Raw genomic sequence first — 26998 nt, forward strand, 5'->3', positions numbered from 1 at the left:
ATTAATCTCCTGCTGAAAGGGTGTCCGGACTGCCGGCAAATGCCGCACGCAACACTTCGGGGATGGCGCGAGGCTTCAGATTATCGGCTCGCACGCATGCCACCAGGAATCGACCTTCGCATAACAAGGCCGAATCCGTCGCTCGGCGAACCTGTTGACGGAATCGCAGGCTCGCACGGTTCAACTCCTCGACCTCGGCGCTGACGATCAGCTCGTCGTCCAGACGCGCCGGCGCGTGATAGCGCGCCTCGGCCGAATGCACGACGAAAAGCAGGTTTTCCCCCACCAGCTGCGATTGGGCAAAGCCCAAGGCGCGCAGCCGCTCGGTACGAGCCCGCTCCATGAACTTGAGGTAGTTGACGTAGTAGACGATGCCGCCCGCATCAGTGTCTTCGTAATAGACCCGGAAGCGATGCTCGAACGGCTGATCCCCGTGTTGCGCGCGCATACTCTAGAACCAAGTCGGGGCTTTGCCAATCGGCAATCGCCCACAAATGCAATTAATTACCATCTTCATGCGAGAAAAGATCCGCAACCGGCCCCTCGCCCATCCGCTTCGGCAACTTCAGGCCGAAATGCAGATACGCGTGACGGGTGACGACCCGTCCACGCGGCGTGCGCATGATATAGCCTTGCTGGATCAAATAGGGCTCCAGCACATCCTCAATCGTATGTTTTTCTTCACCGATGGCTGCGGCGATGTTGTCCAGCCCCACCGGTCCCCCGTCGAACTTGTCGATCATGGTCAGCAGCAGGCGCCTGTCCTGATGGTCGAAGCCCCGTTCATCCACGTCCAGCAGGTTCAACGCCTTGTCGGCGACATCGCTGCTGATGGCGCCGGTACCGCGCACTTCGGCGAAATCCCGCACACGGCGCAACAGGCGATTGGCAATACGCGGAGTGCCGCGGGCGCGCCGGGCGATTTCGAACGCCCCGGCCGGGTCCATGCTCAGACCAAGAATGCTGGCTGAGCGGCCGACGATGGTGGCGAGGTCGTCGACGCTGTAGAACTCCAGGCGCTGGACGATACCGAAACGATCGCGCAGCGGGTTGGTCAGCATGCCGGCACGCGTGGTGGCGCCAACCAGGGTGAATGGCGGCAGATCGAGCTTGATCGAGCGCGCGGCCGGTCCTTCACCAATCATGATGTCCAGCTGGAAATCTTCCATCGCCGGATAAAGCACTTCCTCGACGATCGGTGAAAGCCGATGGATCTCGTCGACGAAGAGCACATCGCCAGGTTCGAGATTGGTCAGCAGCGCCGCCAGATCCCCCGGGCGCTCCAGCACCGGGCCGGAAGTGCTCTTGATCGACACGCCCATTTCCTGGGCAATGATGTTCGCCAGGGTGGTCTTGCCCAGCCCTGGAGGACCGAAGATCAGGGTATGGTCGAGTGCTTCCTTGCGCCCCTGGGCGGCCCGAATGAACAGCTCCATCTGTTCGCGCACGACGGGCTGGCCAATGTAGTCGGAAAGACTCAGCGGGCGGATGGCACGATCCAACTGCTCATCGCGCTCGCGGCTGCCGGCGGCGGAAATCAGACGATCGGTCTCGATCATGCGCGGCTACCTAGACCATGCCTTTGAGCGAACGACGGATGAGTTCTTCGCTGGACAAACCTTGTTCCTCCACGGCGGCCACGGCGCGGCTCGCTTCTTGCGGCTTGAAGCCTAGCGCAATCAACGCGCTGACGGCATCCGCTTCGGCGCTTGAGACTGCCGCGACGAGTTTCGGTTCAGCCACCAGCGGTGCGATCGACGGTATATTTTCCCAAGCCTTGAAGCGGTCCTTGAGTTCGACCAGCAAGCGCTCGGCGGTCTTCTTGCCGACACCGGGGATCTTCACCAGCGTGGAGGTGTCCTGGGCCTGCACGCAACGCACCAGTTCATCGACCTCCAATCCGGACATCAGCGCCAGAGCCAGCTTCGGACCGACCCCATTGAGGCGGATCAGTTCGCGGAACAGCTCGCGCTCGCGCTTTTCGGCAAAGCCGTACAGCAAGTGCGCATCCTCGCGCACCACCAGGTGCGTATGCAGCATCACCGGCTCGCCAAGGGCGGGCAGGCGGTAGAGCGTGGTCATCGGGACCTCCAGCTCATAGCCGACGCCGTTGACGTCGAGAATCAGGTGCGGCGGCTGTTTTTCCGCCAGGGTGCCACGCAGAAGTCCGATCACGGGTAAGCGTCCTTAAGAAAGTAGGGTCACAGGCGCAAGCGCCCGCCACGGCGCCGCGCCGTCGCCAGGCCGTGCGGCACCAGGCTCTGGCGGGTATGGGCATGGCACAGGGCGATGGCCAGGGCGTCGGAGGCATCGATCTGCGGCTTCTGGGTCAGTTTCAGCAAGTGCATGACCATCATCTGCACCTGCTGCTTGTCTGCGCCGCCGGTGCCGGCGATGGCCTGTTTGACTTGGCTGGCGGTGTATTCGGCGATTTCCAGCCCCTCTTCCGCCGCCGCCACTATGGCCGCGCCACGGGCCTGACCGAGCTTCAGCGCCGAATCGGCGTTGCGCGCCATGAACACCTGCTCGATGCCCATCATGGTCGGCCGATAGGTCTGAATCACCTCGCGCACACCGCGAAAGACGATCTGCAGGCGCTCGTGCAAAGGACCGGCGCCGGTACGGATGCAACCGGAAGCGACGTACTCGCAGCCACGGCCGGTATCGCGCACCACGCCGAAGCCGGTGATTCGCGAGCCGGGGTCGATACCCAGAATCAATGTCATGAGCCGGACACTAAAAACCGGAAGCCGGAGCAGCCAGGTATGGCGCCTCCAACTTCCGGCTCGTTGCCCCTGATTGCGATTGGATCAGCCAAGCTGAGCCATCACCTCGTCAGGGATATCCGCATTGGAATAGACGTTCTGCACGTCATCCAGGTCCTCGAGCATATCGATCAGCTTGAGCACTTTCTGCGCGGTTTCCAGGTCCAGGGTAGCGGTGGTCGAGGGGATCATCGAGATCTCCGCTTCCTCACCCTTGAAGCCGGCGGCATTCAAGGCTTCGTTGACCGCGATGAAGTCGGTGAAACTGGTGAAGACGTCGATGGAACCGTCATCGTTGGTCACCACGTCATCGGCGCCAGCTTCCAGAGCGGCTTCCATCAGGGCGTCTTCGTTGACGCCGGGAGCGAAGCTGATCTGTCCCTTGCGATCGAACATGTAGGCCACCGACCCATCGGTGCCAAGGTTGCCACCGCACTTGCTGAAGGCATGACGCACCTCCGCCGCGGTCCGGTTGCGGTTGTCGGTCATCGCTTCGACGATGATGGCCACGCCGCTCGGCGCGTAACCTTCATAAGTCAGCTCTTCCATGTTGTCCGCGTCGTTGGAGCCCACACCGCGAGCGATGGCGCGGTCGATGGTGTCGCGGGTCATGTTGGCGGTCAGCGCCTTGTCCACAGCCAGGCGCAGACGCGGATTGTCAGCCGGACTGCCGCCACCCTGCTTGGCCGCGACCGTCAGCTCGCGGATCAGCTTGGTGAAGATCTTGCCTTTCTTGGCATCCTGGCGCTCTTTGCGGTGCTTGATGTTGGCCCATTTGGAATGACCAGCCATAACTCACTCCGTATCTCGTGTTGCAGCGAGCGGCGCCGCTCGGGGCGCCGCTGCGGGTTGAATCGGTTTACTCGGCCTTCTGCTGCTCGCGCAGGCGGATGTGCAGCTCGCGCAGCGCCTTGCCATCCACGGTGCCCGGAGCCTGGGTCATGACATCGCCGGCGCTCTGGGTTTTCGGGAAGGCGATCACTTCGCGGATCGACGCGGCACCGGTCATCAGCATCACCAGGCGATCCAGGCCGAAGGCCAGGCCACCATGCGGCGGCGCACCGAACTTCAGGGCATCGAGGAGGAAACCGAACTTCTCTTCCTGCTCGGCCTCGTCGATGCCCAGCACGCGGAATACCGCCTGCTGCATCGCCTTGTCGTGGATACGGATGGAACCGCCGCCCAGCTCGGTACCGTTGAGCACCATGTCGTAGGCGCGGGACAACGCGGCAGCCGGGTTGGCTTCGAGTTCTTGCGGAGTGCACTTCGGCGAAGTGAACGGGTGGTGCAGCGAGGTCAGGCTGCCGTCGTCGTTCTCTTCGAACATCGGGAAGTCGACGACCCACATCGGTGCCCACTCTTTGGTGAGCAGCTTGAGATCGTGGCCGACCTTGATGCGCAGAGCACCCAGGGCATCGCACACGATCTTCGCCTTGTCGGCGCCGAAGAACACGATGTCGCCATCCACCGCACCGACGCGATCGAGGATCACGTTCAGGTTGGCCTCGGGGATGAACTTGACGATGGGCGACTGCAGGCCTTCGACGCCCTTGGCGCGCTCGTTGACCTTGATGTAAGCCAGGCCCTTGGCGCCGTAGATGCCGACGAACTTGGTGTAATCGTCGATCTGGCTACGCGGCATGGAAGCGGCGCCCGGTACGCGCAGGGCGGCGACGCGCCCCTTGGCATCGTTGGCCGGGCCGCTGAAGACCTTGAACTCGACCTCTTTCAGTTGGTCGGCGACGTCGACCAGCTCCAGCGGAATGCGCAGGTCCGGCTTGTCCGAACCGTAGCGACGCATGGCTTCTTCGAAGGTCATGTGGGGGAATTCGTCGAACTCCAGATCCAGCACTTCCTTGAACAGCTGGCGGATCATCTTCTCGGTGATGCCCATGATGTCGCTTTCATCGAGGAAGCTGGTCTCGATGTCGATCTGGGTGAATTCCGGCTGGCGATCGGCGCGCAGGTCTTCGTCGCGGAAGCACTTGGCGATCTGGTAGTAGCGGTCGAAGCCGGCAACCATCAGCAGTTGCTTGAACAGCTGGGGCGACTGCGGCAGGGCGAAGAAGTGGCCCGGATAGGTACGGCTCGGCACCAGATAGTCACGGGCGCCTTCCGGGGTCGGACGACCGAGGATCGGCGTCTCGACGTCGAGGAAGCCGTTCTCGTCCAGGTAACGGCGGATGCTGCTGGTGATGCGTGCACGCAACTTCAGCTTGGCGGCCATTTCCGGGCGACGCAGGTCGATGAAGCGATAGCGCAGGCGGGTTTCCTCGCCCACATCGGAGTATTCGTCCAGCGGGAACGGCGGCGTCTCAGCCTGGTTCAGTACTTCCAGCTCATAACCCAGGACTTCGATGGCACCGGAGGCCATGTTCGTGTTCACCGCGCCAGCCGGGCGCAGACGCACCTTGCCGGTGACCTTCACCACGTACTCGCTGCGCACGCGGTCGGCCTTGGCGAAGGTCTCGGCGCGATCCGGGTCGAATACCACCTGAGCCAGACCTTCGCGGTCGCGCACGTCGAGGAAGATCACCCCGCCGTGGTCGCGGCGGCGGTGCACCCAACCGCAAAGCGTGACTTCCTGGCCGTCCAGGCTCTCGTTCAATTGGCCGCAATAGTGGCTGCGCATCATGGTGTGTTTCGCTTCTCGCAAGTCTTGGATTCGGTGGAACCGCTCATTCGCCGGCAGCACAGGTGCCAGCGCCGCACCCCGTGGCGGGGCAGGCCGGCTGCGCATCGGAAGACGCCAGGTTCTTCTTCGCGCCGGTCTTGAAATCAGTCTCGTACCAGCCACCACCGCTGAGGCGGAAACCGGGGACGGACAACATCTTCTTCAATTCGGGGGCCTTGCAGGCCGGACAATCGACCAACGGCGCATCGCTGAATTTCTGAATGGCTTCCAGCTGATGGCTGCAGGAGCGGCACTGGTATTCGTAAATCGGCATCGGGACACCTTGACTGACGGTCACACCGCGGGCCCGCATCCCGCGGCAAAGGCGCGGATTATAGCCTGAAAAAACCAAGGCTTGCAGCCGCCAGCCCGGGAGCGCCGATCAGACCCTCAGCCACATTTGCCTGTACCCGTATAAATAGAAGAAGCCCTGCGTAACGAAACCACCGACGCAGTGAAGACCCGCCCCGGCACGCCCCGCTACCGGCAAACCAGCCAGCGCAGGACAAGACCAGCCGGAGATCGCCCTCAAAAGGCTTGCCAGCCATCTATCCCGCCACTCTCCGGCACACATCCAAATGCGCTAAGCAGTTGATTTGAGAAGGCTACCGGTTTGCTGTTAAATACCCGCCGTGCGCCTCGCGCATAGGCCGCCGGTCTTCGCCAGCCCTCTTTTATCGTTCCGGGCTGCCTTGCCGAACGGCTGCTTCTTCGTTACCCGCTCAAGGTGAATCCATAACCATGCTGAAAATCGTCCATCTACTGACGGGCGCCATCGCGCTCTTACTGTCCTTCATCCCGACACTGCGTGCCGATGCCATCCCGTACCTGCAGAACGCCGATGCCGTTTACCTGGCACTGCTCGGCCTGACCAGCCTGCTGCTCACCCCCACCAGCAGCAAAACCCAGCAAGTACAAAGCCTGGTATCCGCACTCATCGTTCTGGCGGTAGTCCTGCAGATCCTGATTCTCCTGGCGCCGCTGCCCGCCATCGGCGACCAGCCCGCCATCCTGCTACCACTGCTGATTCTCGCCGTCGCCGCAGCCCTGCAACTGGTCGGCAAGCTGAACAAAAGCCAACCACAGGCCGCGCAACAGCCGCAAGCAAGCGCAGAAGACCGGGAAACCGGCACCGTGAAATGGTTCAACACCTCCAAGGGCTTCGGCTTCATTTCCCGGGACAGCGGCGAAGACATTTTCGTGCACTTCCGCGCCATCCGCGGCGAGGGCCACCGCATCCTGATCGAAGGCCAGCGCGTGGAGTTCTCCGTCGTGCAACGCGACAAAGGCCTGCAGGCGGAAGACGTGATCGCCGCCCTGCCCGGCCGTCGCTAAGCGCCAACGGCATGAAAAAGCCCGCCAATTCGGCGGGCTTTTTCTTTACGCACTCAATAATGTGGCGGCGGCGCCTCGTCGTCAGCGACGCCCACCTCCCCCTGCAACTCTTCCAGACGCTTGATCAGCACCTGCATCTGCAGACGCAGGCGCTCGATCACCCGCTCCTGCTCGTACACCACATCACTCAGCGTCTGCATGGCGTCATCCTGAAATGCCAGACGACTTTCCAGATCGGCCACACGCTCTTCCAGTCCCATCGCTCACTCCTGCTCGAAGCGAAAATCATCGCCCAGCACCATACGCAGCTTCCCACGCAACGCTTGCAGTGCGTCCGCGGAGTATGGCTGCGGCGGATGCTTGCCCCACACCGGCCCTGGCCAAGCCGCATCGTCACGTCGACGCACGATGACATGGACGTGCAACTGGCTGACGACATTGCCGAGATTGGCAACATTCATCTTGTCAGCCTGGAACGTGTCCTTGAGGACCTCAGCCAGGCCGGCCGCCTCATGCCACAACTGCTGCTGATCATCAGGAGCCAACTGGAAAATCTCACTGACATCCTCACGCCGCGGCACCAGGATGAACCAGGGATACTGCGCATCATTCATCAGCAACAGCCGGCTCAGCGGGAAATCTCCCAGCGCTACTGTGTCCTGCTGAAGACGGGAATCCAGGACGAACATCGCAACTTCTCCTGTTCGACTACTCACTCAAAGAAAGCTTAGCCCCCGGACCGGGAACAACGGCCACGCAGGATACTAAAGGTAGGGCACAGACACATCCCGCCCCAGCACGGAGCACCGGCCCGCGACCAGCCCCGTATTCGTGCAAACGCGCCCGAATCAATTTTCCGACAACAGGGCGAATGAACGCTCTGTCAGACTTCTGTCAGGCAACGGCACGGAACAGGTCGACTTCTCATGCGAACAGACGCGCTACGAGCGACTACGCTCTTTTGCACGACCATCACAAACAGGCGCGCAAGTTCTTGAAATTTTCGACCTAACCGCTTAAACACATGCCAGATGCGTAACAGGGACTACGAAGTGCTTTTGTGCACACTTGTTGCTAGAAGCACTTCACCCGGCAAAAGGGAATTAACAGCAGCCCAGGAAACTGAATAAAAAATAACCAACGACGTATCGAACCTGAGGAAATGCAGCACTTCGCCCAAAGCGGCGCCATCTCGGTACAGAGTCCTGAAGATGATGACCTGCCCAGATGCGACATTCTGCATGCATGTTTGCGACAGCCTCACAAAGATTTCGTCTGAAGTTTCCTGCAACTATCGCCAAGAGAACACGCGTGCTATAAGTTAGCGCCGACAAAAAGAACAAGCCGTCACTGCGGCAGTGTGATGGCAGATAACTTCAAAACCAAAGGAGCAATCACAATGAAAGTGATGAAGTGGAGCGCCATCGCCTTGGCGGTTTCTGCAGGCAGCACGCAACTGGCAATGGCCGACGCTTTCGTCAGCAGCCAAGCCGATGCCAAAGGCTTTGTCGAAGACAGCAGCCTCGTGCTGACCAACAAGAGCGCCTATTTCAACCGTCAGCGTAACAACGGCGATGCGCCGGATCCGCGTGACTGGACTTACGCGCTGCTGGGCAACTTCCAGTCCGGCTTCACCCAAGGCACCGTCGGTTTCGGCGTTGACGCCTTCGGTTACCTGGACATCAAACTGGATGGTAGCGACGGCCACATTGGCAGCGGCTACACCCAGGTCGACAACAACGGCGAAATGCAGAAGGACTTCTCCCGCGCTGGCGCGGCAGTCAAAGTCCGCGTTTCCAAGACCGAGCTGAAAGTCGGTACCATGCAGCCGACCGCTCCGGTCTTCGCTGCTGGCGGCACCCGCCTGGTTCCGCAAACCGCCAATGGTTTCAACCTGCAGAGCAGTGAAATCACCGGCCTGGACGTGGAAGCCGGTCGCTTCACCAGCGCCACTGGCGTCAGCGACGTCAACCATGACGGCGAAATCTTCGCCACCTACGCCGGTGTCACCACCCGCGCAGCCAGCTTCGTCGGCGGCAAATACGCCATCACCGACAATGCCAGCGTCTCCCTGTACGGCTCCGAGTTCGAAGACGTATGGCGCCAGTACTACGGCAACGCCAACTACACCCTGCCGATCAGCGAAGGCCAGTCCCTGGGCTTCGACTTCAACATCTACCGCACCCTGGATGAAGGCAGCGCGAAAGCCGGCAGCATCAACAACACCACCTGGTCGTTGGCCGCCGCTTACACCTTCCTGACTGCTCACACCCTGACCCTGGCCTACCAGCAAGTCGATAGCGATCAGCCGTTCGACTACGTTGGCTTCGGCAAGAACGGCCCGGGCGATGGCGGCGACTCCATCTTCCTCGCCAACTCCATCCAGTGGTCCGACTTCAACGGCCCGGGTGAGAAGTCCCTGCAGGCTCGCTACGACCTGAACATGAAAGAGTACGGCGTTCCTGGCCTGACCTTCATGACCCGTTACGTCTACGGTAAAGACATCGACGGCACCAAGGTTGGCGCTGGCAGCGCTTACGAAGGCTTCTACGGTAGCGACGACAAGGAACACGAGACCAACCTCGAAGCCAAGTACGTCCTGCAGGACGGCCCGGCCAAGGACCTGTCCCTGCGCGTGCGTCAAGCATGGCACGGCGGCAGCGCTTCCACTGGCGGCAGCGTCAACGAGTTCCGCCTGATCGCCGAGTACCCGCTGTCGATTCTGTAATCGATACGCTACTCATGCGACATGAAAAAGCCCGGCATCTGCCGGGCTTTTTCATTGCGCTTCGAGATCCTTTCAGCCAGGCAGCACATAGGTACCCGTGACATGGGCAACCAGTTCGTCGCGCTTGCCCTGCGAGGAAACAGAGACTTCGCAAACCACCTGCCGCCGTCCTATTTTCAGTATCCGAGCCTCCGCCAGCAGATCTTCCGGCCTGGGCTTACTAAGGAAATTGATATTGAGGTTGGACGTCACCGCCATTTCCACGCCTTCCAGATGCCCGAGTATCACCGCATACATGGCCGCATCGGCGAGTGCCATGATGGTCGGCCCGGAGATGGTTCCCCCCGGACGCAGCATCCGGCCATGGAACGGCATTCGGGTCAGGGCGCTACGTTCGTGCAAAGCGTCGACACGAAAATCCAACTCCTCCGCCATGGGCAGTCCGGAGCGGATGAAAGACTGAACCTGCGCTGCACTCAGACGACTCACCGGGCACCTCCTTCTGTGCATGCCGCGCCCTGTACGCGGCTGGACCTGCGCCGTACAATGCCCAGCCTACCTCCCCCTCGCAACCGATATAACGGCCAAAGATGCGTACCAGTAAGTACCTGCTGTCCACCCTGAAAGAAACCCCTTCCGATGCTGTGGTCATCAGCCATCAGTTGCTGCTGCGCGCCGGCATGATCCGCAAGCTGGCATCCGGCCTCTATACCTGGCTGCCGATGGGCTTGCGGGTGCTGCGCAAGGCTGAAGCCATCGTCCGCGAGGAAATGAACGCCGCTGGCGCCCTGGAAGTGCTGATGCCGGCCATCCAGCCTGCCGAGCTCTGGCAGGAGTCCGGCCGCTGGGAACAGTACGGCCCGGAGCTGCTGCGCCTGAAGGACCGCCATGAGCGGGAATTCTGCGTCGGTCCGACCCACGAAGAAGTGATCACCGATCTGGCGCGCAACGAGCTGAACAGCTACAAGCAGCTGCCGATCAACATGTACCAGATCCAGACCAAGTTCCGCGACGAGATCCGTCCGCGCTTCGGCCTGATGCGCGGCCGCGAATTCATCATGAAGGACGCCTACTCCTTCCACCTCAGCCAGGATTCGCTGCAGCAGACCTATGACGGCATGTACGACGCCTATTGCAAGGTCTTTACCCGCCTCGGCCTGGACTTCCGCCCGGTGCAGGCGGACAACGGCTCCATCGGTGGCAGTGGCTCCCACGAATTCCATGTGCTGGCCAACTCCGGCGAAGACGACATCGTCTTCAGCGACAGTTCCGACTACGCCGCCAACATCGAAAAAGCCGAAGCCCTGCCGCGGGAAACCGTTCGCGCAGCGGCCAGCGAGGAACTGCGCCTGGTCGATACCCCCGCGACCAAGACCATCGCGGACCTGGTGGAGAAATTCGGCCTGGCCATCGAAAAGACCATCAAGACCCTGGTCGTGCATGGTTCGGAAGAAGGCAAGCTGATCGCCCTGATCATCCGCGGCGACCACGAACTGAACGAAATCAAGGCTGCCAACCTGCCGCAGGTGGCAAGCCCGCTGCAGATGGCCAGCGAAGCCGAGATCAAGGCCGCCATCGGCGCCGCCCCCGGCTCCCTCGGCCCACTGAACCTGCCGCTGCCGTGCATCGTCGATCGCTCCGTCGCCCTGATGAGCGACTTCGCCATCGGCGCCAACATCGATGACAAGCACTACTTCGGCGTCAACTGGGAGCGCGACCTGCCGCTGCCGGAAGTCGCCGACCTGCGCAATGTCGTGGCTGGCGACCCGAGCCCGGATGGCCAAGGCACCCTGGTCATCCGCCGCGGCATCGAAGTCGGGCACATCTTCCAGCTCGGCACCAAGTACAGCGAGGCGATGAACCTCACCGTGCTCAACGAGCAGGGCAAGCCCGTCACCCTGATCATGGGCTGCTATGGCATCGGCGTATCCCGCGTGGTTGCTGCGGCCATCGAGCAGAACTACGACGAGCGCGGCATTCTCTGGCCGGCGGCCCTGGCCCCCTTCCAGATCGCCATCGTGCCGCTGAAATACGAAACCGAGAGCGTGCGCGCGGCCACCGACAAACTGTACGCGGAACTCACCGCGGCCGGCTTCGAAGTGCTGCTGGACGACCGCGACAAGAAGACCAGCCCGGGCGTCAAGTTCGCCGACATGGAGCTGATCGGCATCCCGCACCGCATCGTGGTCAGCGATCGCGGCCTGGCCGAAGGCACCCTGGAATACAAGGGACGCCGTGACACCGAGTCGCAGAACATCGCCCTGGACGATCTGAAGTCCTTCCTGATGGCGAAGATCGGTAACTGAGCACAACGATGTCCCCCCGAAGCACCACCCGCCTCAAGGCTGCCGCGCTATGCGGCAGCCTTGTGCTGAGCGGCTGCGCCAATCAGATGTCCCAGCGTAGCGAGCACGAAGAGCGCGTCGAACGGAAGCTGCTGGACCATAGCCTGCAGATCGACGTCGGCGAACCCGGCGTCCTGCAACTGCCACAGCGGCGCGTCCGGGTTCAGGAGCAGAAGACCTTCGAAGTCACCGAGATCGAAGTCACCCGTCGCTATGACCGCTACACGCCTTACCAGGCGTGGCGCGAACTCTATGAAGTTCCCTTGGGAGCGGTCGCCATCGTCGCTGGGGTGGGCGCCAACGTAGTGAACGTGTTCGCCCTGGGCAACCTGCCGGAAAGCGTCACCCATGGCTGGATCGGCTACGGCATCGACGGCATCAACCCGTTCATGAACGTGCAGTCCAACGGTCGCGCCGAACAGAATCTCTCTGGCATCGATGAAAAACAGAGCAACAAGCACACCGAGTACTCCAGCCTGCCCTGGTCTGAGCGCCCGGTGGCGATCAGCGTCGGCAAGGACACTCAGGAACTGCTGACGGACCGCCATGGCATCCTGCGCCTGAACCTGCTGGACAGCCCGTTCAAGGATGAAGAGATCAGCCGCATCGGCCGTCTGCAATTGAGCGTGCAGGACCCGCAGGACAAGGCCCGCGGCGACGCCAGCCTGCTGGTCAGCCCGAGCCTGCGTGGCAAGCTGCGCGAGGCGCACCAGTTGATCTATGACGACCTGGAAGGCGAAGACGTGCAGCACTGGGTGCATCGGGTCAAACGCCTTTCCGATCTCGGCCTGGAAGAAGAAGCCAGCGAGTTGGAGCAAGGCCTGATCGAGCTGACCCGCAACGATCCGGAACTACAGAAAGAGTTTATCCACAGCCTGCTGACCGACGCCGGCCGACTGGCTGCGGACCCTGGCGCCAACCAGTAGGAACTGGCGCCAGGCGCTCAGGCCCCGCTCGTCAGCGCCTGACGATGAACCCTGTGATGCACTGGGCCGGCATCAGTTGCAGCTCCACCGTCGTCACCTCGGCATCCGGCGGTCCCTCATGCAGCCAAACCTGCAGCTCGCGCACCACTGCCTCATCGCCCTCGAGCAACACCTCCACCCGCCCGTCCGCCAGGTTGCGCACCCAGCCATCGATACCCAACCGTTCGGCCTGCTGCTGGGTACTCTGGCGGTAGTACACCCCCTGAACACGGCCGCTGACGTAACCGTGCAAACAGATTCTCGCCATCAGCGCTTCTCCTCCTGCAGTGCCAAGAGACGTGCCTGGACGCCGCTGGCGGTCTGTTCACCCACCAGGCGCTCACGCAATCGACCTTGAGCATCGACGATAAAGGTTACCGGCAATACGTCGCTGCGCGGCAGCTCGAAGCGCTGCGCCGGATCATCCGCCAGCACCAGGTACTGGATATCCAGCCCATGGGCGGCACTCGCCAGCTCGGCGTCACGCAGTCCGTCATAGTTAACCCCGAGTACCCGCACCCCCTTGCCTTCGCTGTCCTTGGACAGGCGATTGAACTCGGGAACCTCTTTGCGGCAGGGTGCGCACCAATCAGCCCAGTAATTGATGACTAGCCACTGGCCATCCAGGCTTGCAGCCGGTACTTTTCGTCCATACTGATCAACGCCGTAATCCGCCGAACAGCCAGCCAGGATCAGGCCGACGAAAAATCCACTTATGATACGGAGCCGCACTCCCATGCCTTCAATCCTCGTGTATGCGGGGTGGTTGTAATGCTGGATGCCCTGCGCCTTGAGGTGCCGGACATTCTCGAAGAGAGTGCCGAAGCGTCGAGCAACCTGGCCGCGGGACTGGCCGAAGCCCGTCGGCTGCCACTGAACGAAGGCCTGCAACACTGCGTGGGCGTCCTCTTCAGGCTCAACCGTTGCGCCCTGACCTTACTGGAAAGGCAACGCGCCCTGCAAAGCCTGGTCGAAGAATACCGCCACTATGCCCATCTGATCCGTGGCGCAAAGGCCCCACCGGCGCTCTTCGTGCACTTTTGCAGCGAGCTGGCCGCCGGCTTCAAGCGTTTGTTGCTGCAAATCATCAACGGTCACAAACCCTCGCGACCGCACCTGGCCTGGTGCCTGTACATGGCCGAGCACTTCCTCGCCCAGGCGCTGTTGCGGCATTACCAGCAATACCAGCAACCGCCGGGCTCGCTCTGGCGCGACAGTCACCTGCTGTACTGGATCGGCGAGCATCAGGGCTGCCTCGACGAACCCATCGCCGCCGCCTTCGAACCCACGCCTGCCGGCACGCTGCGCGGCCTCTACCAGCAGTCGCTGCTACTGGCCTTGAGCAACCCCTTCCACCTCGCCGAAGGGGAAACGCCCCGCCTGTTCAGCGCCCTCGCCCCCCTGGCCGGCCTTGCCCGGCTACAAGCCTGGGATGACGAGGAGCAGGAAGGCTATGTGGTCGACCTTGGCGAAGAGCAACCTTGCCTGGGCTACGAGCAGAAGAGCGAAGCATCCGCCGAACAGTTGCGCCGCCTTGAACTCGGCGCCCTGCTGATCGCCCTGCACGACCCAGCGCCCCTGCGCGGCGTCGAAGAAGCCCTGCTGCTGGAGCGGGTAAGGCCACACTGGCTCGGTCACCAGCAACGACGCCACCAGCGCGCCGAACAGAACGGCAGTTGCCAACTGATCATCGGGCTGCCCGCCATCCAGGCCCACCTACTGGTCACTGGGCCGAGCGCCTGCGAGGCGACGCTCGCCGACACCAGCCCAGGGGGCGCACGCATCATCTGTCGCAACACCCAGGCGCAGAACCTGCCCATCGGCCAACTGCTGCTGATTCTCGGCAACCAGGGCACTCCCACGCTGGCCATCGTGCGCTGGCGGCATATCAACAGCGATGGCCTGCACCTGGGCCTGCGCTACCTGAAAGGCCTGCCAAGGCCGGTGTGGTTGCGCCGCACGCCTGACGCCCAGCGTCACCCGGCGGTCCTGCAGAGCACTCCCGAGCCTGGCAATGGCTGGTACCACGGTATCTGGCTGCCGCAAGGGCATTTCGTCGAAGGCGAGAATCTCTGGCTGCAACTGGCCAGCTTCGACAACCAGACCATCCTGCCGCTGCCCTCGGCCAACCTGAGCACCCCGCTGGTCAGCCGCCATCCGTTGCGGTTGCCCTGATGCGGTGAATTGGGACAGATATCACAGTCAAGATCGGTAAAACGCACGTTTTAGCCCGCCCACCCCTTCCTATAATGCCCGGGCGCGCGGAGTGCGCCTTGCGTAAGCCCTGCGCAGGGGAAGACCGCGACAGAAGAGCCGGCGCAACGAACGCCAGCCAGAACTCTCGACATGGAAATGCCAGATGCCCGCCACGGATCAGATCGTCAGCAAGGTGCCCGCGCACATCGTCGCCAATGCCAGACCGGCCAGCGCCGCCAACGGTGGGCGCATCTGCGACTACAACATCGCCGCCTGGCTGCATGCGCCGGGAATGGCCGATTTACCGGTGACCCTGCTGGCCAGCTATCGCGATGGGGGACAACAGCGTGAGGTGCTCATCGACCACGGCACGCTGAACGCCCACGGCAAGGTACTGCTCTCGGGCATTGCCCGACTGCCTTACCGGCAGAAGATCGAGGAAATGCAGGTCAGGATGCGAACCGCCGTCGGCCTGTCGCGGTTCACAGTGGAAGAAATCTTCGTCCAGGCCGTGGAACAGGTCACGGACAGCCGGACGCTGGCCAGCAGCCTTATCCCTTGAGTTTCAGCCGAGCTGACGGCAGCCCTCATCCTGACCCTGCTCAGGCTGAGCCTGGCGCCGCGTCTCCTCTTCCTGATCCACGCAGGGAATCAGCGACTCGGGCCAACTGCTGAACTGCAGGCCGGTGATTCTATTCAACCGCTCCAGGGCGTTCAGGGGGTCACGCTGATGCAGGTGTACGACTTTCTTCTGGTCTTTGTTCATGTAGATGCGAGGCCCCATGGAACTTCAATTGGACGTCGATGTCCTTGAGTTCCCCTTTAGCCAGAAGCGTGCCAATCGGCCAGCCCCTGAAAACGCCTGGACTCCACCGTGCACTGCGCTTCGCCGGCTATACGTTTCGCCGCAAACTGACCATTTACGTCACTCGAAATGTGACGGCTTCAACCATTCCGCCAGGCTGGCACCGAAGAGCACCTCGCGCTCGGCTTGATAACGCAGCAGCGCTTCCCGCAAGGGCGCATACCACACCTCATCCAGCGTCGCAGGCAGGCTATCCGGGCATGGCAGTGGCCAGGGACAGCGATTGAGCAGCCGATGCAGGCTGTAGCTGCCCAGATCGCGGCAGAGCACCCAGGCCTCGTCGCTGGCGCCGGAGCGGCAAACCATCTGCTCTCGTTCGAGGAACGCCAGGAGCTCCTCCCATTCATCCTCAGGCAGCAGCCAGCCGGCACTGTGCAGATGCACCAGGCGGGTCGCTTCTCCCTTGCGCTGGCGTTCGTACATGACCCGCAGCACGCCGAGCAGCACCAGCAAGCGGGGCATCGCCTTGCGGCGCCAGAGACGGGTGGAGGACAGGTTGCACACCAACTCGGCGCCGAACAGCACAATCAGCCAGGACAGGTAGATCCACAGCAGGAACAGCGGCACGGTGGCGAAGGCGCCATAGATCAGTTTGTAGCCGGGGAACAGACCGACATACAGGCCGAACAGCGACTTCGCCGCCTCGAACAGGATCGCCGTGAAGGCACCTCCGACCAGGGCGTGACGTGGTGGAACCCGGGCATTGGGCACCGCCGAATAGATCAAGGTGAACGCCGCCACGCTGAACAGCAGCGGCATGAACTTCAGCACCGCGCCGGCGCCCGGCAGGGCATGGGGACCGGAGAGCAACGCCAGCGAGGTGATGTACGTGGAAACCGCGAATCCGGTGCCGAGCAACAAAGGCCCCAGGCTGAGAATCGCCCAGTAAAGCAGAAAGCGGGTGACCCCACGGCGCGGCTTGCGTACCCGCCAGATCTCGTTGAACACCCGCTCGATGGTCACCAGCATGCTGAATGCGGTCACGGCCAGGAAGGCCACGCCGAGCCAGGTCAGGTGCCGCGCCTGGACGATGAAATTGCGCAGATAGGCCTCCACCGCCTCCCCCGTCGAGGGCACGAAGTTGTGGAAGACGAACAACTGGATGCGCTCGCCCATGCCCTCGAAGGCAGGAATAGCCGACAGCATGGCGAAGCTCACGGTCATCATCGGAACCACGGCGAACAGCGTGGTGTAGGTCAGGGCGGCGGCGTGACCGGAGGCCTTGTCGGCGCGGAAACGATGGATCAGGTAACGCCAGAATTCGATCAGGCCCTGAAGACGCTCGTGCATGCTGAGTCCTTGATGTCGCGTAACCTCCGTCCCTGCGATACCCGCCGAGCGAGAGCGGTTCAGCCAACCCGGAGGAGGCGGTTAGAATAGCCGCCACTTTAACGGCCCAGCGAGCCCCTGGATATGAGCCAACTGACACTTTTCCACAACCCGCGCTGCTCGAAATCCCGTGGCGCTCTCGAACTGCTGGAAGCACGCGGCCTGGCGCCGGAGATCGTCCGCTACCTGGAAACCCCGCCCAGCGCCGCCGAACTCAAAGCGTTGCTCGGCAAACTGGGAATCAGCGCCCGGCAACTGCTGCGCAGCGGCGAAGAGGAATACAAGACCCTCGGCCTGGACAACCCTGAACTGAGCGAAGACGCGCTGATCCGCGCCATGGTCGAGCATCCCAAGCTGATCGAACGGCCCATCCTGGTGGTCGGCGACAAGGCGGTGATCGGCCGGCCGCCGGAGAAAGTCCTGGAGATCCTGCCTTGAGCACTGCCTACATCCTGGTGCTGTATTACAGCCGCCACGGCGCCACCGCCGAGATGGCCCGGCAGATCGCCCGCGGCATCGAACAAGGCGGCATGGAGGCGCGCCTGCGCACGGTACCGGCGGTCTCCACGGAATGCGAAGCGGTGGCGCCCGACATCCCCACCGAGGGCGCGCCCTATGCCAGCCTCGACGACCTCAAGGACTGCGCCGGCCTGGCTCTCGGCAGCCCGACACGCTTCGGCAACATGGCCGCACCGCTGAAGTATTTCCTCGACGGCACCAGCAGCCTGTGGCTGACCGGCGGCCTGGTCGGCAAGCCGGCGGCGGTGTTCACCTCCACCGCCAGCCTCCACGGCGGCCAGGAAACCACCCTGCTGTCCATGCTGCTGCCGCTCCTGCACCACGGCATGCTGGTCACCGGCCTGCCCTACAGCGAACCAGCGCTGCTGGAAACCCGAGGCGGCGGAACGCCCTATGGCGCCAGCCATTTCGCCGGTGCCGACGGCAAGCGCAGCCTCGACGAACATGAGATCACCCTGTGTCGCGCGCTGGGCAAACGCCTTGCGGAAGTCGCCGGAAAACTGGAGCGCTGAATGGCCCGCAAGAAGAAACCCCTGCCTTCCCTGGAGCGGCTCAAGCCACGTATGGCCGCCAGCCGCGCAGTGTGCCTCGGCAGCTTCCTCGCCCTGGTGCTGCTGATTGCGATCTGGGATCTGCTCTTCGCGGACTCACGCGGCGCGGCGAACTGGGTGCCGTGGCTGATCCTCGGCGTCAAGCTGCTACCCTTGGCGATCATCGCCCCCGGCCTGTTGATCGGCAGCGCGCGCGGCCATGCCTGGGCCTGCTACGTAGTCAACCTGTACTTCATTCTCGGCGTACTCAATGCCTTCGAGCCGAACCAGCGCATCTACGGCTGGGCCGAACTGCTGCTCAGCGTCAGCCTGTTCTGCTCGGCGTTGCTCTATACGCGCTGGCGCTTCCAGTACGACCGCAAACTGGCCGGCGAAGACTGATCGGAGCATGGCTCGCCCCCGGCACCTGACGGCGCCGGGGACGCTCACCAGCCGAGGGTTTCCTTGAGGAAGGGAATGGTCAGCTTGCGCTGCGCCTGCAGCGAGGCCTTGTCCAGTTCGTCCAGCAGGTCGAAGAGGAACTCCATGCTGCGCGCACCGCGGGTGAGGATGAAGCGCCCGACCTCGTCGGTCAGGTGCAAGCCGCGGCGCGAGGCACGCAATTGCAAGGCGCGCAGTTTTTCCTCGTCGGTCAGCGGATGCAACTGGAAGATCAGCGATAGCGTCAGGCGCGACTTCAGGTCGGGCAGCTTGACCGGCAATTCCCGCGGCGGCATCGAGGCTGCCAGCAAGAGACGACGACCGGCATCGCGCAGTCGGTTGAACAGGTGGAACAGCGCCTCTTCCCACTCCGGCAGCCCGGCCAGGGCTTCCAGGTCATCAAGGCAGACCAGTTCGAGCTGCTCGAGATCGTCGAAGATCGCCGGGCCGTACTGCACCAGATCGGCCATCGGCAGATACACCGACGACTCGCCGTACTGCTCGAAGCGCAAGCAGGCCGCTTGCAACAGGTGGCTGCGGCCAACGCCTTCGACACCCCAGAGGTAGATCAGGCTTTCCGCCCAGCCGGCTTCCGCGTCGCACAAACGCTCGACATAGCCGAGCGCCGCGGCATTGGCGCCGGGGTAGTAGTTGGCGAACGTGGCATCGTCACGCAGGCGAATGCCAAGGGGAAGCTGCATTGGTTGTTTCATGCCGGGCGGGGCTTTTCGTCGAAGTCGCTTACTGTGAAGCCGTACGGATCAAAAGTGTAACCAAATCATCAAGATGGCGCAGCATCGGGGTCACCCGGGGCGCGCGCCGGAGGCGCAGCATACTGCGAATCCGACGCGCCGCCCACCCGAAGCCCGCTCATGATCCGCGATGTGACGTCGCCAACTGGACAGCCGCACCCGCGCAGGCGCCTGGCGGCGCGGCCTCCAGCTACCGCGAAGGCAATATTTCAATCGGCCTTGCGTGCTGCGCCGAGGACGCGCCGACAGCTCATCACCAGCGGAAATTCAGCACGTTGCGGTTGGCCGGCTGCGATACCGCGGGCTGGGCATTGGCATCCACCGGTTGCGCGGCGTCGGACGCCGGTGCTTCCTGCAGATGCGCCAGAGCCAGCTGTGCGCGCAATTGGTCGGGATTGGCATTGACGCGGTAGACCAGGGTATCGCCCCGCGCCATCAGCAATTTGGCGTTCATCGGCTCAAGCAGGCGTTGCAGTTCGGCGTAACGCTCGAGGGTCGCACCCTGCACCTGCAGGGTCAGCGCACTGGAAGCGCCTGGAGTCGCGACGAAACGCGTCGCCAGGCGCTCACTGACAGCCAGCATCACCGCGTCGGCCAGGGCATCGGGATTGTCGCCTTGAGCCTGCCCCTGCTCGCTGCGGTCGCCGAGCCACAGGCGCCATTGTGCCTGCCATTTGCCGGCGTCTTCCTTGGCGGCGACAGCCAGCAGGCCATCGGCGGAATAACGCTCGGAGGCAGCGCGCAGTGCGTCGGGTTGCGCGGCGGTGATGTTCTGCACGGTGCCCACGCCTTGTTCGCTAAGGTCCGCCAGCGGCAGGCGCAGCGGCAAGCCACGGCGCTGCGCGGCGCGATTGAGCGGTGCGGCGCTGTCCTGGTTGTCGCCCACCAGGGTGCTGCCCTGGCTGCTCTGATTCAGCCACCAGGCCACCAGCGTCGGGCGGCTGGCGCCCCAGACCGGCAGGCCGGCCTGGCGCAGCGCCTTATCCACCGATGCCGGATCGAAATCCACCACCAGCGCCAGCGGCGGACCGTTCTCGTAGCCATACTGGCTGATCAGTTGCTGCGGGTCCTTGAAGTAACCGGCCAGGGCACTGCTCTGGGTCGACTTGGGATCGCCGGTCAGGCGCAACACCAGGGTCTGCAGGGCGCGGGTCAGGCCTGCGCTCCGCTCGTCCGGCGTTTGCGAGGCGACCGGCTCGTGAACCTGGTAGAGGTTGCCCTGCGTCGCGGCGAAGGACGGCAGGCTGAGCAACGACAGGCAGAGGATCAACAGACGGGCGATAAGTCGCATGACAGGCTCTCGACGAACGGAAGGAGGACGGGCCCGGCACATGGCGAGACCCTCCGGAAGGCCTATACCTTAAACAGCCGCCCGGCCAGCGGCAACAGCGCGAGATGGCCGCTGCCGGGCAAGCCTGATAAAATCCCGCGCCTCCCGCGCAGCCGGGCCGCGCCATCCGCGCGGCGGCCGGCAGACGAATCACTCCCTATCTACAGGCCTGGATTTATGAGCAGCAAGCAACCCTCGTTGAGCTACAAGGACGCCGGTGTGGACATCGACGCCGGCGAAGCCCTGGTGGAACGCATCAAAGGCGTCGCCAAGCGCACCGCGCGTCCGGAGGTGATGGGCGGCCTGGGCGGTTTCGGCGCGCTCTGCGAAATCCCGGCCGGCTACAAGCAGCCGGTGCTGGTATCCGGTACCGACGGCGTCGGCACCAAACTGCGCCTGGCGCTGAACCTGAACAAACACGACAGCATCGGCCAGGACCTGGTCGCCATGTGCGTCAACGACCTAGTGGTCTGTGGCGCCGAGCCGCTGTTCTTCCTCGACTACTACGCCACCGGCAAGCTGAATGTCGACGTCGCCGCCACCGTGGTGACCGGCATCGGCGCCGGCTGCGAACTGGCCGGCTGCTCCCTGGTCGGCGGCGAAACCGCCGAAATGCCCGGCATGTACGAGGGCGAGGACTATGACCTGGCCGGCTTCTGCGTCGGCGTGGTGGAAAAAGCCGAAATCATCGATGGCTCCAAGGTGCTCGCCGGCGACGCACTGATCGCCCTGCCCTCCTCCGGCCCGCACTCCAACGGCTACTCGCTGATCCGCAAGATCATCGAAGTCGCCGGCGCCGACATCGAAAACACCCAGCTCGACGGCAAGCCCCTGGCAGACCTGCTGATGGCGCCGACGCGCATCTATGTCAAGCCGCTGCTGCAACTGATCAAGCAGACCGGCGCGGTCAAGGCCATGGCCCACATCACCGGCGGCGGCCTGCTCGACAACATCCCGCGCGTGCTGCCGGACAACGCCCAGGCAGTGATCGACGTGGCGAGCTGGAAGCGTCCGGCGGTGTTCGACTGGCTGCAGGAAAAAGGCAACGTCGACGAGACCGAGATGCACCGCGTCCTCAACTGCGGCGTCGGCATGGTCATCTGCGTCGCCCAGGAACAGGTCGACGCCTCGCTCAAGGCGCTGCGTGACGCTGGCGAACAACCCTGGGTGATCGGCCGCATCGACAGCTGCGCCGCGGATGCCGAGCGCGTGGTACTGAACAACCTGAAAGGCCACTGATGTCCCGTCCTTGCAATGTCGTGGTGCTGATTTCCGGCTCCGGCAGCAACCTGCAAGCACTGATCGACAGCCTCGCCGACGGCACTTCGCCGGCGGCGATCCGCGCGGTGATTTCCAACCGCGCGGAGGCCTACGGCCTGCAACGGGCACGCAATGCCGGCATCGCTACCGAAGTCCTCGACCACAAAGGCTTCGCCGACCGCGAGCGCTTCGACGCCGAACTGATTCGCCGTATCGACGCCTTCGCGCCGGACCTGGTGATCCTCGCCGGCTTCATGCGTATCCTCAGCCCGGGCTTCGTCCGCCACTACCATGGCCGCCTGCTGAACATCCATCCGTCCCTGCTGCCCAAGTACAAGGGCCTGCATACCCATCAGCGTGCGCTGGAGGGCGGCGACGCCGAGCATGGCTGCAGCGTGCACTTCGTCACCGAGGAACTTGATGGCGGCCCTCTGGTCGTACAGGCGGCAATCCCGGTAGAGTCGGAGGACACGCCGGAAACGCTGGCCGCGCGGGTGCATGCTCAGGAACACCTGATCTACCCGCTGGCCATGCGTTGGTTCGCCGAAGGCCGTTTGCGTCTGGGCGAACACGGCGCCATGCTGGATGGCCAGGCGCTGCCGGCTACCGGCTATCCGTTCCGTACCAAGGAGATTCGTGATGCGTAGAGCCCTGCTGTTCCTCATGGCCCTGCTGACTCTGCCGGCCTACGCTGGCTCGTTCCAGCTCAAGCCGTTCGAGGCCAGCTACACCGCCGACTGGAAACAGATGCCCCTCAGCGGCACTGCCTCCCGCAGCCTGAAACAGGGCGACGGCGGCCGCTGGGAACTCGACTTCCAGGCCTCGATGCTGCTCGCCAGCCTCAAGGAAAACAGCACCTTCAAACTCGAAGGCGACACCTTCCTGCCGCAGACCTACCATTGGTCCCGCGAGGGGCTGGGCAAGAACAAGTCCACCGAACTGGACTTCGACTGGGCGCAGAAGCAGGTGCTCGGCACCGACCGTGGCGACCAGGTTCGCCAACCGCTGAACCGTGGCCAACTCGACAAGTCCACCTACCAGCTCGCGCTGCAGCATGACGTCGCCGTCGGCAAGAAGAGCATGAGCTACCAGGTGATCGAGGGAACCGATACCGACACCTACGACTTCCGCGTGCTCGGCGAGGAAAAGGTCAAGACCCAGGCCGGCCAGATCGATGCGATCAAGGTCGAGCGCGTGCGTGATCCCACCAAGAGCAACCGCAAGACCATCCTCTGGTTCGCCAAGGATTGGGACTACCTGCTGGTGCGCCTGTATCAGCAGGAAACCGACGGCAAGGAGTACCAGATCATGCTCAAGGAAGGCACGGTCGACGGCAAAGCGGTGAAAGGTTCCTGAGCCGACCCCACGACATGAAAAAGCCGGGCATCCGCCCGGCTTTTTCTTTGCACCGCCACCTCACCACATGAGGTCGTCGGGCACCACGTAATCCTTGTACGGATCGTCCTCGTCCGGCTCGCCGCTGGACTCGTTGAGCAGCACCACGCGGCGCTCGTCGCGCTCCTGAATGCGCAATGCGGCATCCCGCGGGACGATCTCGTAACGCCCGTCGTAGCTGACGATGGCCAGGCTGCCACGGCTGAGCTTATCGCGGATCAGGTTGTTCACCGGGATACGCTTAACCTTCTTGGCATCGACGAAGTTGTAGTAATCGTCGCCATCGAGCTTGGGCAGGCGCGTACCTTCGATCAACTGCTTGATCTGCGCGGCCTTGGCCTTTTTCTCGGCCTTTTCCTGCTGCTGACGGTTCAGCTCCTGGTCGCGCGCCAGCTTCTCGGCCTGCGCCTGCAAGGCCGCCTGGCGCTGGCTGTCGTCCTTCTCGACCTGGCCCTTGTGCTCCAGACGCTGCTGTTTCTGCTTCTGCTTGGTGGCCTGTTTGGCCTGTTTCTCGTTGACCAGCCCGGCTTTCAGCAGCTGGTCACGCAATGACATGCTCATTCGCTAATGACTCTCCGGTAGCCCGCAATTGACGCAGGGCAATTCTTCCACGGCGGAACATTCAGCGGCGGCGCACGCTGAGGGTATAATCCTCGGGCCTGTGCCGGCATAGCGCAAGTGTCCGGCGGTATTTCATCCATTCAGGGCGGACTCGCCACACCTATGATCAAGTTCATCGTTCTCGCGATCCTTGCCGTATTCCTCGTCAGCATCCTCTTCGTTCATCTGCGTGGCCGCGTGCGCCTGCCGTTCCTGCGCCAGGTGGTCAACCATTCCGCCTGGTTCGCCCCCTACAACTCGCTGATGTACCTGAACTCCGAAGTGCCCTCCAAGCCCTACCTGGACCGCGAGCGCTTCCCGGAGCTGGACGAGTTGCGCAGCAACTGGGAAACCATCCGCGACGAAGCCATGAAGCTGTTCGACGAGGGCTATATCCGCGATGCCCTGAACAACAACGAAGCCGGCTTCGGCTCCTTCTTCAAGAAGGGCTGGACGCGTTTCTACCTGACCTGGTACGACGGCCCCCTGCCCTCCGCGCAGAAACTCTGCCCGAAGACCGTCGAACTGGTCAGCAAGATTCCCAACGTCAAGGGCGCGATGTTCACCCGCCTGCCGCCGAACAGCCACCTGAACAAGCACCGCGACCCCTATGCCGGTTCGCTGCGCTATCACCTGGGCCTGGCCACGCCGAACTCCGAGAATTGCCGCATTTTCGTCGATGGCCAGCCCTACGCCTGGCGCGACGGCCAGGACGTGATGTTCGACGAGACCTATGTGCACTGGGTGAAGAACGAAACCGACGAATCGCGCCTGATCCTGTTCTGCGACATCGAGCGCCCGTTGAAGTCCTCGCTGCTGACCCGCATCAATCGCCGGGTCAGCGCCTTCCTCGGCCGCGCCACCGCACCGCAGAACGTCGAAGGCGAACGGGTCGGTGGGATCAACCAGGCCTACTCGGTACTGATCCGCATCGGCAATGCCGTCGGCGGCCAGGTGAAGAAGTTCAAACGCCGCTATCCCAAGGCTTACCGCATCGGCCGGCCGATCGTCGCCGTGGCCCTGCTGGTATTGCTGATCCGCTGGATCTTCTGATCCAGGCGGCGCGCGGGCCAGTCCCCGCGCGCCGCTTCTCTTCGCGGCCAATACTCAGCCTGGCCGCGCTTGCGTAGAATCCGCCGACTGGCCGACAACGGATGCGGCCACCCGCCGAGTCCGCGCCATGTCCGAAGCTCTGCCCGCCTATGCCCGCCTGCCCCAACGCTTCGCCATCGAGCCCCTGCTGGCGGCGCTGAACGAGCTGCCCACGGAGGCCTGGTCGGCGCATTTCAACGGCAGCTTCTACGACGGCGACTGGAGTGGCGTCAGCCTGCTCGGCCCGGCCGAGGCCCATGGCGCACTGGTTCCCGCCCAGGGGCAGAGTGTCCGCCCGAGCATCCCCAGCCGCTGGCATACGCCGTTCTGGCCCGCGCTGCTGGCGTCGATCGCCAGCCCGATCAGCAGCGCGCGCTTGCTGCGCCTGGGCCCCGGCGCCTGCATCCGCGAGCATCGCGACCCGGACCTGGGCGACCCACAGGGCGACGTACGCCTGCATATCCCGATCCTCACTCATCCGGCGGTGGAGTTCGTTCTCGACGGCCAGGCGATCCCCATGCAGCCCGGAGAGTTCTGGTTCCTCGACCTGTCACGCCCGCATCGCGTGGACAACCGCAGCGAGCGAGCGCGCATCCATCTGGTCCTCGATGTAGCCCGCAACGCCTGGCTGCGCGAACAGATCGCCGCCGGCCTGGCCGATACCCCGACGGTGACCCCGGCCCGTTCCACCCGGGCCTTCGCCGACTTCCGTGCGCGGGCACACGCCGACCCGCAGTTGTTCGCCCGCCTCGCCAGGCACAGCGATGCGCAGGCGTTCGCCGAGGAGGCAGTACGCCTTGGCGCAGAGCTGGGCCTCGACTTCAGCCTGGATGATGTACGCAGCGCCATGCGCGCGGGCCGCAATAGCTGGAGCACCCAATGGAAGGCCTGAACCTGCGGCAATGGCTACCGATCCGCGCCTGGCACCAAGACGACGACTGGCGCATCGACTGGTGCTGGTTCGCCGACCGGCCCCTGCGTGAAGCTTTCTTTCAGGACAGCGTGCAGAACGCCCTGCGCCTGCCGGTCAATCAGGCCCTGCGCCGCGAAACGCCGATAGCCGCCCTGCTCGACTGGCAACGCAGCAGCCCCGGCCTGGCGCCACGCGCGTTCATTCAGCATGCCTCGCGCTGCGGCTCGACCCTGCTGGCACAGATGCTCGCCAGCCTCGACAGCCATCTGGTGCTGTCCGAGCCACCGCCGCTCGATAGCCTGCTGCGCGCCCAGCGGCTCAGCAGCGCCAGCGCGGCGCAACAGCGCGACTGGCTGGCCGCGCTGCTCAGTGCCTACGGCCAGCCGCGGCGCGGCGAGCAGGCGCTGGTGATCAAGCTGGATGCCTGGAACATCTTCGAGGCCGAATGGCTACGGGCGATCTATCCACAGACACCCTGGCTGTTCGTCTACCGCGAACCGCTGGAAATCGTCGCCTCGCACCTGCGCCAGCCCGGCCGGCACATGGTGCCCGGATTGATCGGCCCATCCGGGCTGGACCAATGGCTGGGCGACGCGGCGGGCGAGAGCCGTGCCAGTTATGTCGCCCGCTGCACCGGCGCAATCCTTCAGCGAGGCCTGGAGGAATGCCGTCGCCTGGGCGGCATTCCGCTCAACTACAACGAGCTGCCGGGCGCCTGCTGGGGCCGCCTGGCCGATGTGCTGGGGATATCGGCTGCCGACCTGCCACGCCTGCGCGACAGCGCCGGCTTCGACAGCAAGCACGCGGGCATGGCGTTTCGCCCGGATGGTGAAAGCAAGCGCGCCAGCCTCGACGCCGCCAGTCGCGAACAGGTCGAGCGCTGGGCCCGCGCGCCCTATCTGGCCTTGGAGCGCCTGCGCCTGAGCGGGCAATGAAAAAGGGGCGATATGTCGCCCCTTTTTGC

The 26998-nt window shown here is 63.5% G+C and carries 32 protein-coding genes and 1 pseudogene; 16 read left to right on the forward strand and 17 right to left on the reverse strand.

The annotated features are described in order from the left end of the window. Position 1: 1 nt before the first annotated feature. The 7 genes from ybgC to BLQ74_RS12125 all read right to left on the reverse strand — a co-directional run bounded on the left by ybgC (position 2) and on the right by BLQ74_RS12125 (position 5713). Positions 2-448, reverse strand: a complete 447-nt coding sequence (ybgC, locus tag BLQ74_RS12095) for a tol-pal system-associated acyl-CoA thioesterase (protein WP_090262803.1) — start codon at positions 446-448, stop codon at positions 2-4. A 52-nt stretch (positions 449-500) separates the two neighbouring features. Then, positions 501-1559 carry a Holliday junction branch migration DNA helicase RuvB gene (gene ruvB / locus BLQ74_RS12100; protein WP_090262804.1) on the reverse strand — a complete coding sequence of 353 codons (1059 nt, stop codon included), beginning with the start codon at positions 1557-1559 and terminating at the stop codon, positions 501-503. A 10-nt stretch (positions 1560-1569) separates the two neighbouring features. Then, positions 1570-2175, reverse strand: a complete 606-nt coding sequence (ruvA, locus tag BLQ74_RS12105) for a Holliday junction branch migration protein RuvA (RefSeq protein WP_090262805.1) — start codon at positions 2173-2175, stop codon at positions 1570-1572. Between the two features lie 26 nt (positions 2176-2201). Then, entirely contained in the window at positions 2202-2726 is a 525-nt protein-coding gene (ruvC, locus tag BLQ74_RS12110) for a crossover junction endodeoxyribonuclease RuvC (RefSeq protein WP_090262806.1), read from the reverse strand. Positions 2727-2810: 84 nt separating this feature from the next. Next, positions 2811-3557 (reverse strand): YebC/PmpR family DNA-binding transcriptional regulator, encoded by a 747-nt coding sequence (locus BLQ74_RS12115; RefSeq protein ID WP_090262807.1) that lies wholly within the window; start codon positions 3555-3557, stop codon positions 2811-2813. Positions 3558-3624: 67 nt separating this feature from the next. After that, positions 3625-5400 (reverse strand): aspartate--tRNA ligase, encoded by a 1776-nt coding sequence (gene aspS / locus BLQ74_RS12120; protein ID WP_090262808.1) that lies wholly within the window; start codon positions 5398-5400, stop codon positions 3625-3627. A 43-nt stretch (positions 5401-5443) separates the two neighbouring features. Next, on the reverse strand, positions 5444-5713 hold the full coding sequence (locus tag BLQ74_RS12125; RefSeq protein WP_090262809.1) for an FmdB family zinc ribbon protein: 270 nt from the start codon (positions 5711-5713) through the stop codon (positions 5444-5446). A 467-nt stretch (positions 5714-6180) separates the two neighbouring features. On the opposite strand from BLQ74_RS12125, the pseudogene BLQ74_RS27930 reads away from it, so the two are divergent. Then, positions 6181-6438 (forward strand): annotated as a pseudogene (locus BLQ74_RS27930) (cold shock domain-containing protein membrane protein); the annotation flags it as partial. Positions 6439-6504: 66 nt separating this feature from the next. Then, positions 6505-6774 (forward strand): cold-shock protein, encoded by a 270-nt coding sequence (locus BLQ74_RS27015; protein WP_139199059.1) that lies wholly within the window; start codon positions 6505-6507, stop codon positions 6772-6774. 53 nt (positions 6775-6827) lie between these two features. Here BLQ74_RS27015 and BLQ74_RS12135 read toward each other — a convergent pair whose 3' ends face one another. Together BLQ74_RS12135 and BLQ74_RS12140 are read right to left on the reverse strand one after the other, a co-directional pair. Further along, complete coding sequence (locus tag BLQ74_RS12135; protein WP_090262811.1) at positions 6828-7034, reverse strand: SlyX family protein; 207 nt, start codon at positions 7032-7034, stop codon at positions 6828-6830. A gap of 3 nt (positions 7035-7037) precedes the next feature. Continuing rightward, positions 7038-7463, reverse strand: coding sequence for an HIT family protein (locus BLQ74_RS12140; protein ID WP_090262812.1), 426 nt, complete (start codon positions 7461-7463; stop codon positions 7038-7040). A gap of 710 nt (positions 7464-8173) precedes the next feature. On the opposite strand from BLQ74_RS12140, the gene BLQ74_RS12145 reads away from it, so the two are divergent. Continuing rightward, entirely contained in the window at positions 8174-9502 is a 1329-nt protein-coding gene (locus BLQ74_RS12145) for an OprD family porin (protein ID WP_090262813.1), read from the forward strand. A 72-nt stretch (positions 9503-9574) separates the two neighbouring features. Here the strand turns inward: BLQ74_RS12145 and BLQ74_RS12150 are convergent, their stop codons facing one another. Beyond that, positions 9575-9982, reverse strand: a complete 408-nt coding sequence (locus BLQ74_RS12150; protein ID WP_090262914.1) for a PaaI family thioesterase — start codon at positions 9980-9982, stop codon at positions 9575-9577. Positions 9983-10092: 110 nt separating this feature from the next. Between BLQ74_RS12150 and BLQ74_RS12155 the strand changes: the two genes are divergently transcribed. Together BLQ74_RS12155 and BLQ74_RS12160 are read left to right on the forward strand one after the other, a co-directional pair. Then, positions 10093-11808, forward strand: a complete 1716-nt coding sequence (locus BLQ74_RS12155; RefSeq protein WP_090262814.1) for a proline--tRNA ligase — start codon at positions 10093-10095, stop codon at positions 11806-11808. A gap of 8 nt (positions 11809-11816) precedes the next feature. Next, positions 11817-12773, forward strand: a complete 957-nt coding sequence (locus tag BLQ74_RS12160) for a hypothetical protein (protein WP_090262815.1) — start codon at positions 11817-11819, stop codon at positions 12771-12773. A 31-nt stretch (positions 12774-12804) separates the two neighbouring features. Here BLQ74_RS12160 and BLQ74_RS12165 read toward each other — a convergent pair whose 3' ends face one another. After that, positions 12805-13080 (reverse strand): acylphosphatase, encoded by a 276-nt coding sequence (locus BLQ74_RS12165; RefSeq protein ID WP_090262816.1) that lies wholly within the window; start codon positions 13078-13080, stop codon positions 12805-12807. Further along, the gene (locus BLQ74_RS12170) at positions 13080-13550 is read right to left on the reverse strand and encodes a TlpA disulfide reductase family protein (RefSeq protein ID WP_090262817.1); all 471 of its coding nucleotides are present in this window, start codon (positions 13548-13550) and stop codon (positions 13080-13082) included. The genes BLQ74_RS12165 and BLQ74_RS12170 overlap by 1 nt, the downstream gene beginning before the upstream one ends. 33 nt (positions 13551-13583) lie before the next feature. On the opposite strand from BLQ74_RS12170, the gene BLQ74_RS12175 reads away from it, so the two are divergent. Both BLQ74_RS12175 and BLQ74_RS12180 read left to right on the forward strand, forming a co-directional pair. Continuing rightward, a complete protein-coding gene (locus tag BLQ74_RS12175; RefSeq protein ID WP_090262818.1) occupies positions 13584-14987 on the forward strand; it encodes a PilZ domain-containing protein in 1404 nt (467 codons plus the stop codon). 184 nt (positions 14988-15171) lie between these two features. Further along, positions 15172-15570 carry a hypothetical protein gene (locus BLQ74_RS12180; RefSeq protein WP_090262819.1) on the forward strand — a complete coding sequence of 133 codons (399 nt, stop codon included), beginning with the start codon at positions 15172-15174 and terminating at the stop codon, positions 15568-15570. A gap of 3 nt (positions 15571-15573) precedes the next feature. Here the strand turns inward: BLQ74_RS12180 and BLQ74_RS28025 are convergent, their stop codons facing one another. Continuing rightward, positions 15574-15774: a hypothetical protein gene (locus BLQ74_RS28025; protein WP_090262915.1), complete on the reverse strand. Its 201-nt coding sequence runs from the start codon at positions 15772-15774 to the stop codon at positions 15574-15576. 159 nt (positions 15775-15933) lie between these two features. Continuing rightward, positions 15934-17163 (reverse strand): YihY family inner membrane protein, encoded by a 1230-nt coding sequence (locus BLQ74_RS12190; RefSeq protein ID WP_090262820.1) that lies wholly within the window; start codon positions 17161-17163, stop codon positions 15934-15936. A gap of 123 nt (positions 17164-17286) precedes the next feature. Here BLQ74_RS12190 and arsC point away from each other — a divergent pair, with 123 nt between their 5' ends. Genes arsC through BLQ74_RS12205 form a run of 3 tightly spaced genes read left to right on the forward strand, consistent with a single transcriptional unit; the run spans position 17287 to position 18653 of the window. Further along, the gene (gene arsC / locus BLQ74_RS12195) at positions 17287-17640 is read left to right on the forward strand and encodes an arsenate reductase (glutaredoxin) (RefSeq protein WP_090262821.1); all 354 of its coding nucleotides are present in this window, start codon (positions 17287-17289) and stop codon (positions 17638-17640) included. Continuing rightward, complete coding sequence (gene wrbA, locus BLQ74_RS12200; protein WP_090262822.1) at positions 17637-18233, forward strand: NAD(P)H:quinone oxidoreductase; 597 nt, start codon at positions 17637-17639, stop codon at positions 18231-18233. Before arsC ends, wrbA begins: the two co-directional genes overlap by 4 nt. Continuing rightward, complete coding sequence (locus BLQ74_RS12205; RefSeq protein ID WP_090262823.1) at positions 18234-18653, forward strand: DUF2069 domain-containing protein; 420 nt, start codon at positions 18234-18236, stop codon at positions 18651-18653. It begins immediately after the preceding gene. Positions 18654-18697: 44 nt separating this feature from the next. On the opposite strand, the gene hda is transcribed toward BLQ74_RS12205, so the two are convergent. Together hda and BLQ74_RS12215 are read right to left on the reverse strand one after the other, a co-directional pair. Then, positions 18698-19405: a DnaA regulatory inactivator Hda gene (gene hda / locus BLQ74_RS12210; protein WP_090262824.1), complete on the reverse strand. Its 708-nt coding sequence runs from the start codon at positions 19403-19405 to the stop codon at positions 18698-18700. 292 nt (positions 19406-19697) lie between these two features. Next, positions 19698-20735 (reverse strand): DUF2066 domain-containing protein, encoded by a 1038-nt coding sequence (locus tag BLQ74_RS12215; protein WP_090262825.1) that lies wholly within the window; start codon positions 20733-20735, stop codon positions 19698-19700. 216 nt (positions 20736-20951) lie between these two features. On the opposite strand from BLQ74_RS12215, the gene purM reads away from it, so the two are divergent. From purM to BLQ74_RS12230, 3 genes are read left to right on the forward strand one after another with little or no spacing between them, the layout of a single operon-like run. After that, positions 20952-22013, forward strand: a complete 1062-nt coding sequence (gene purM / locus BLQ74_RS12220) for a phosphoribosylformylglycinamidine cyclo-ligase (protein ID WP_090262826.1) — start codon at positions 20952-20954, stop codon at positions 22011-22013. Beyond that, positions 22013-22681 (forward strand): phosphoribosylglycinamide formyltransferase, encoded by a 669-nt coding sequence (gene purN, locus BLQ74_RS12225; protein ID WP_090262827.1) that lies wholly within the window; start codon positions 22013-22015, stop codon positions 22679-22681. The genes purM and purN overlap by 1 nt, the downstream gene beginning before the upstream one ends. Then, entirely contained in the window at positions 22674-23390 is a 717-nt protein-coding gene (locus BLQ74_RS12230; protein ID WP_090262828.1) for a DUF3108 domain-containing protein, read from the forward strand. Before purN ends, BLQ74_RS12230 begins: the two co-directional genes overlap by 8 nt. Before the next feature lie 60 nt (positions 23391-23450). On the opposite strand, the gene BLQ74_RS12235 is transcribed toward BLQ74_RS12230, so the two are convergent. Next, entirely contained in the window at positions 23451-23990 is a 540-nt protein-coding gene (locus tag BLQ74_RS12235) for a DUF2058 domain-containing protein (RefSeq protein WP_090262829.1), read from the reverse strand. A gap of 162 nt (positions 23991-24152) precedes the next feature. Here BLQ74_RS12235 and BLQ74_RS12240 point away from each other — a divergent pair, with 162 nt between their 5' ends. From BLQ74_RS12240 to BLQ74_RS12250, 3 genes are all read left to right on the forward strand, one after another. Beyond that, the gene (locus tag BLQ74_RS12240; RefSeq protein ID WP_090262830.1) at positions 24153-25082 is read left to right on the forward strand and encodes an aspartyl/asparaginyl beta-hydroxylase domain-containing protein; all 930 of its coding nucleotides are present in this window, start codon (positions 24153-24155) and stop codon (positions 25080-25082) included. Between the two features lie 127 nt (positions 25083-25209). Continuing rightward, positions 25210-26013, forward strand: a complete 804-nt coding sequence (locus BLQ74_RS12245; protein ID WP_090262831.1) for an aspartyl/asparaginyl beta-hydroxylase domain-containing protein — start codon at positions 25210-25212, stop codon at positions 26011-26013. Further along, positions 26001-26969: a sulfotransferase family protein gene (locus tag BLQ74_RS12250; RefSeq protein WP_090262832.1), complete on the forward strand. Its 969-nt coding sequence runs from the start codon at positions 26001-26003 to the stop codon at positions 26967-26969. Before BLQ74_RS12245 ends, BLQ74_RS12250 begins: the two co-directional genes overlap by 13 nt. Positions 26970-26998 lie beyond the last annotated feature (29 nt).

It is taken from the genome of Pseudomonas panipatensis (assembly GCF_900099785.1).
Lineage (GTDB): Bacteria > Pseudomonadota > Gammaproteobacteria > Pseudomonadales > Pseudomonadaceae > Pseudomonas > Pseudomonas panipatensis.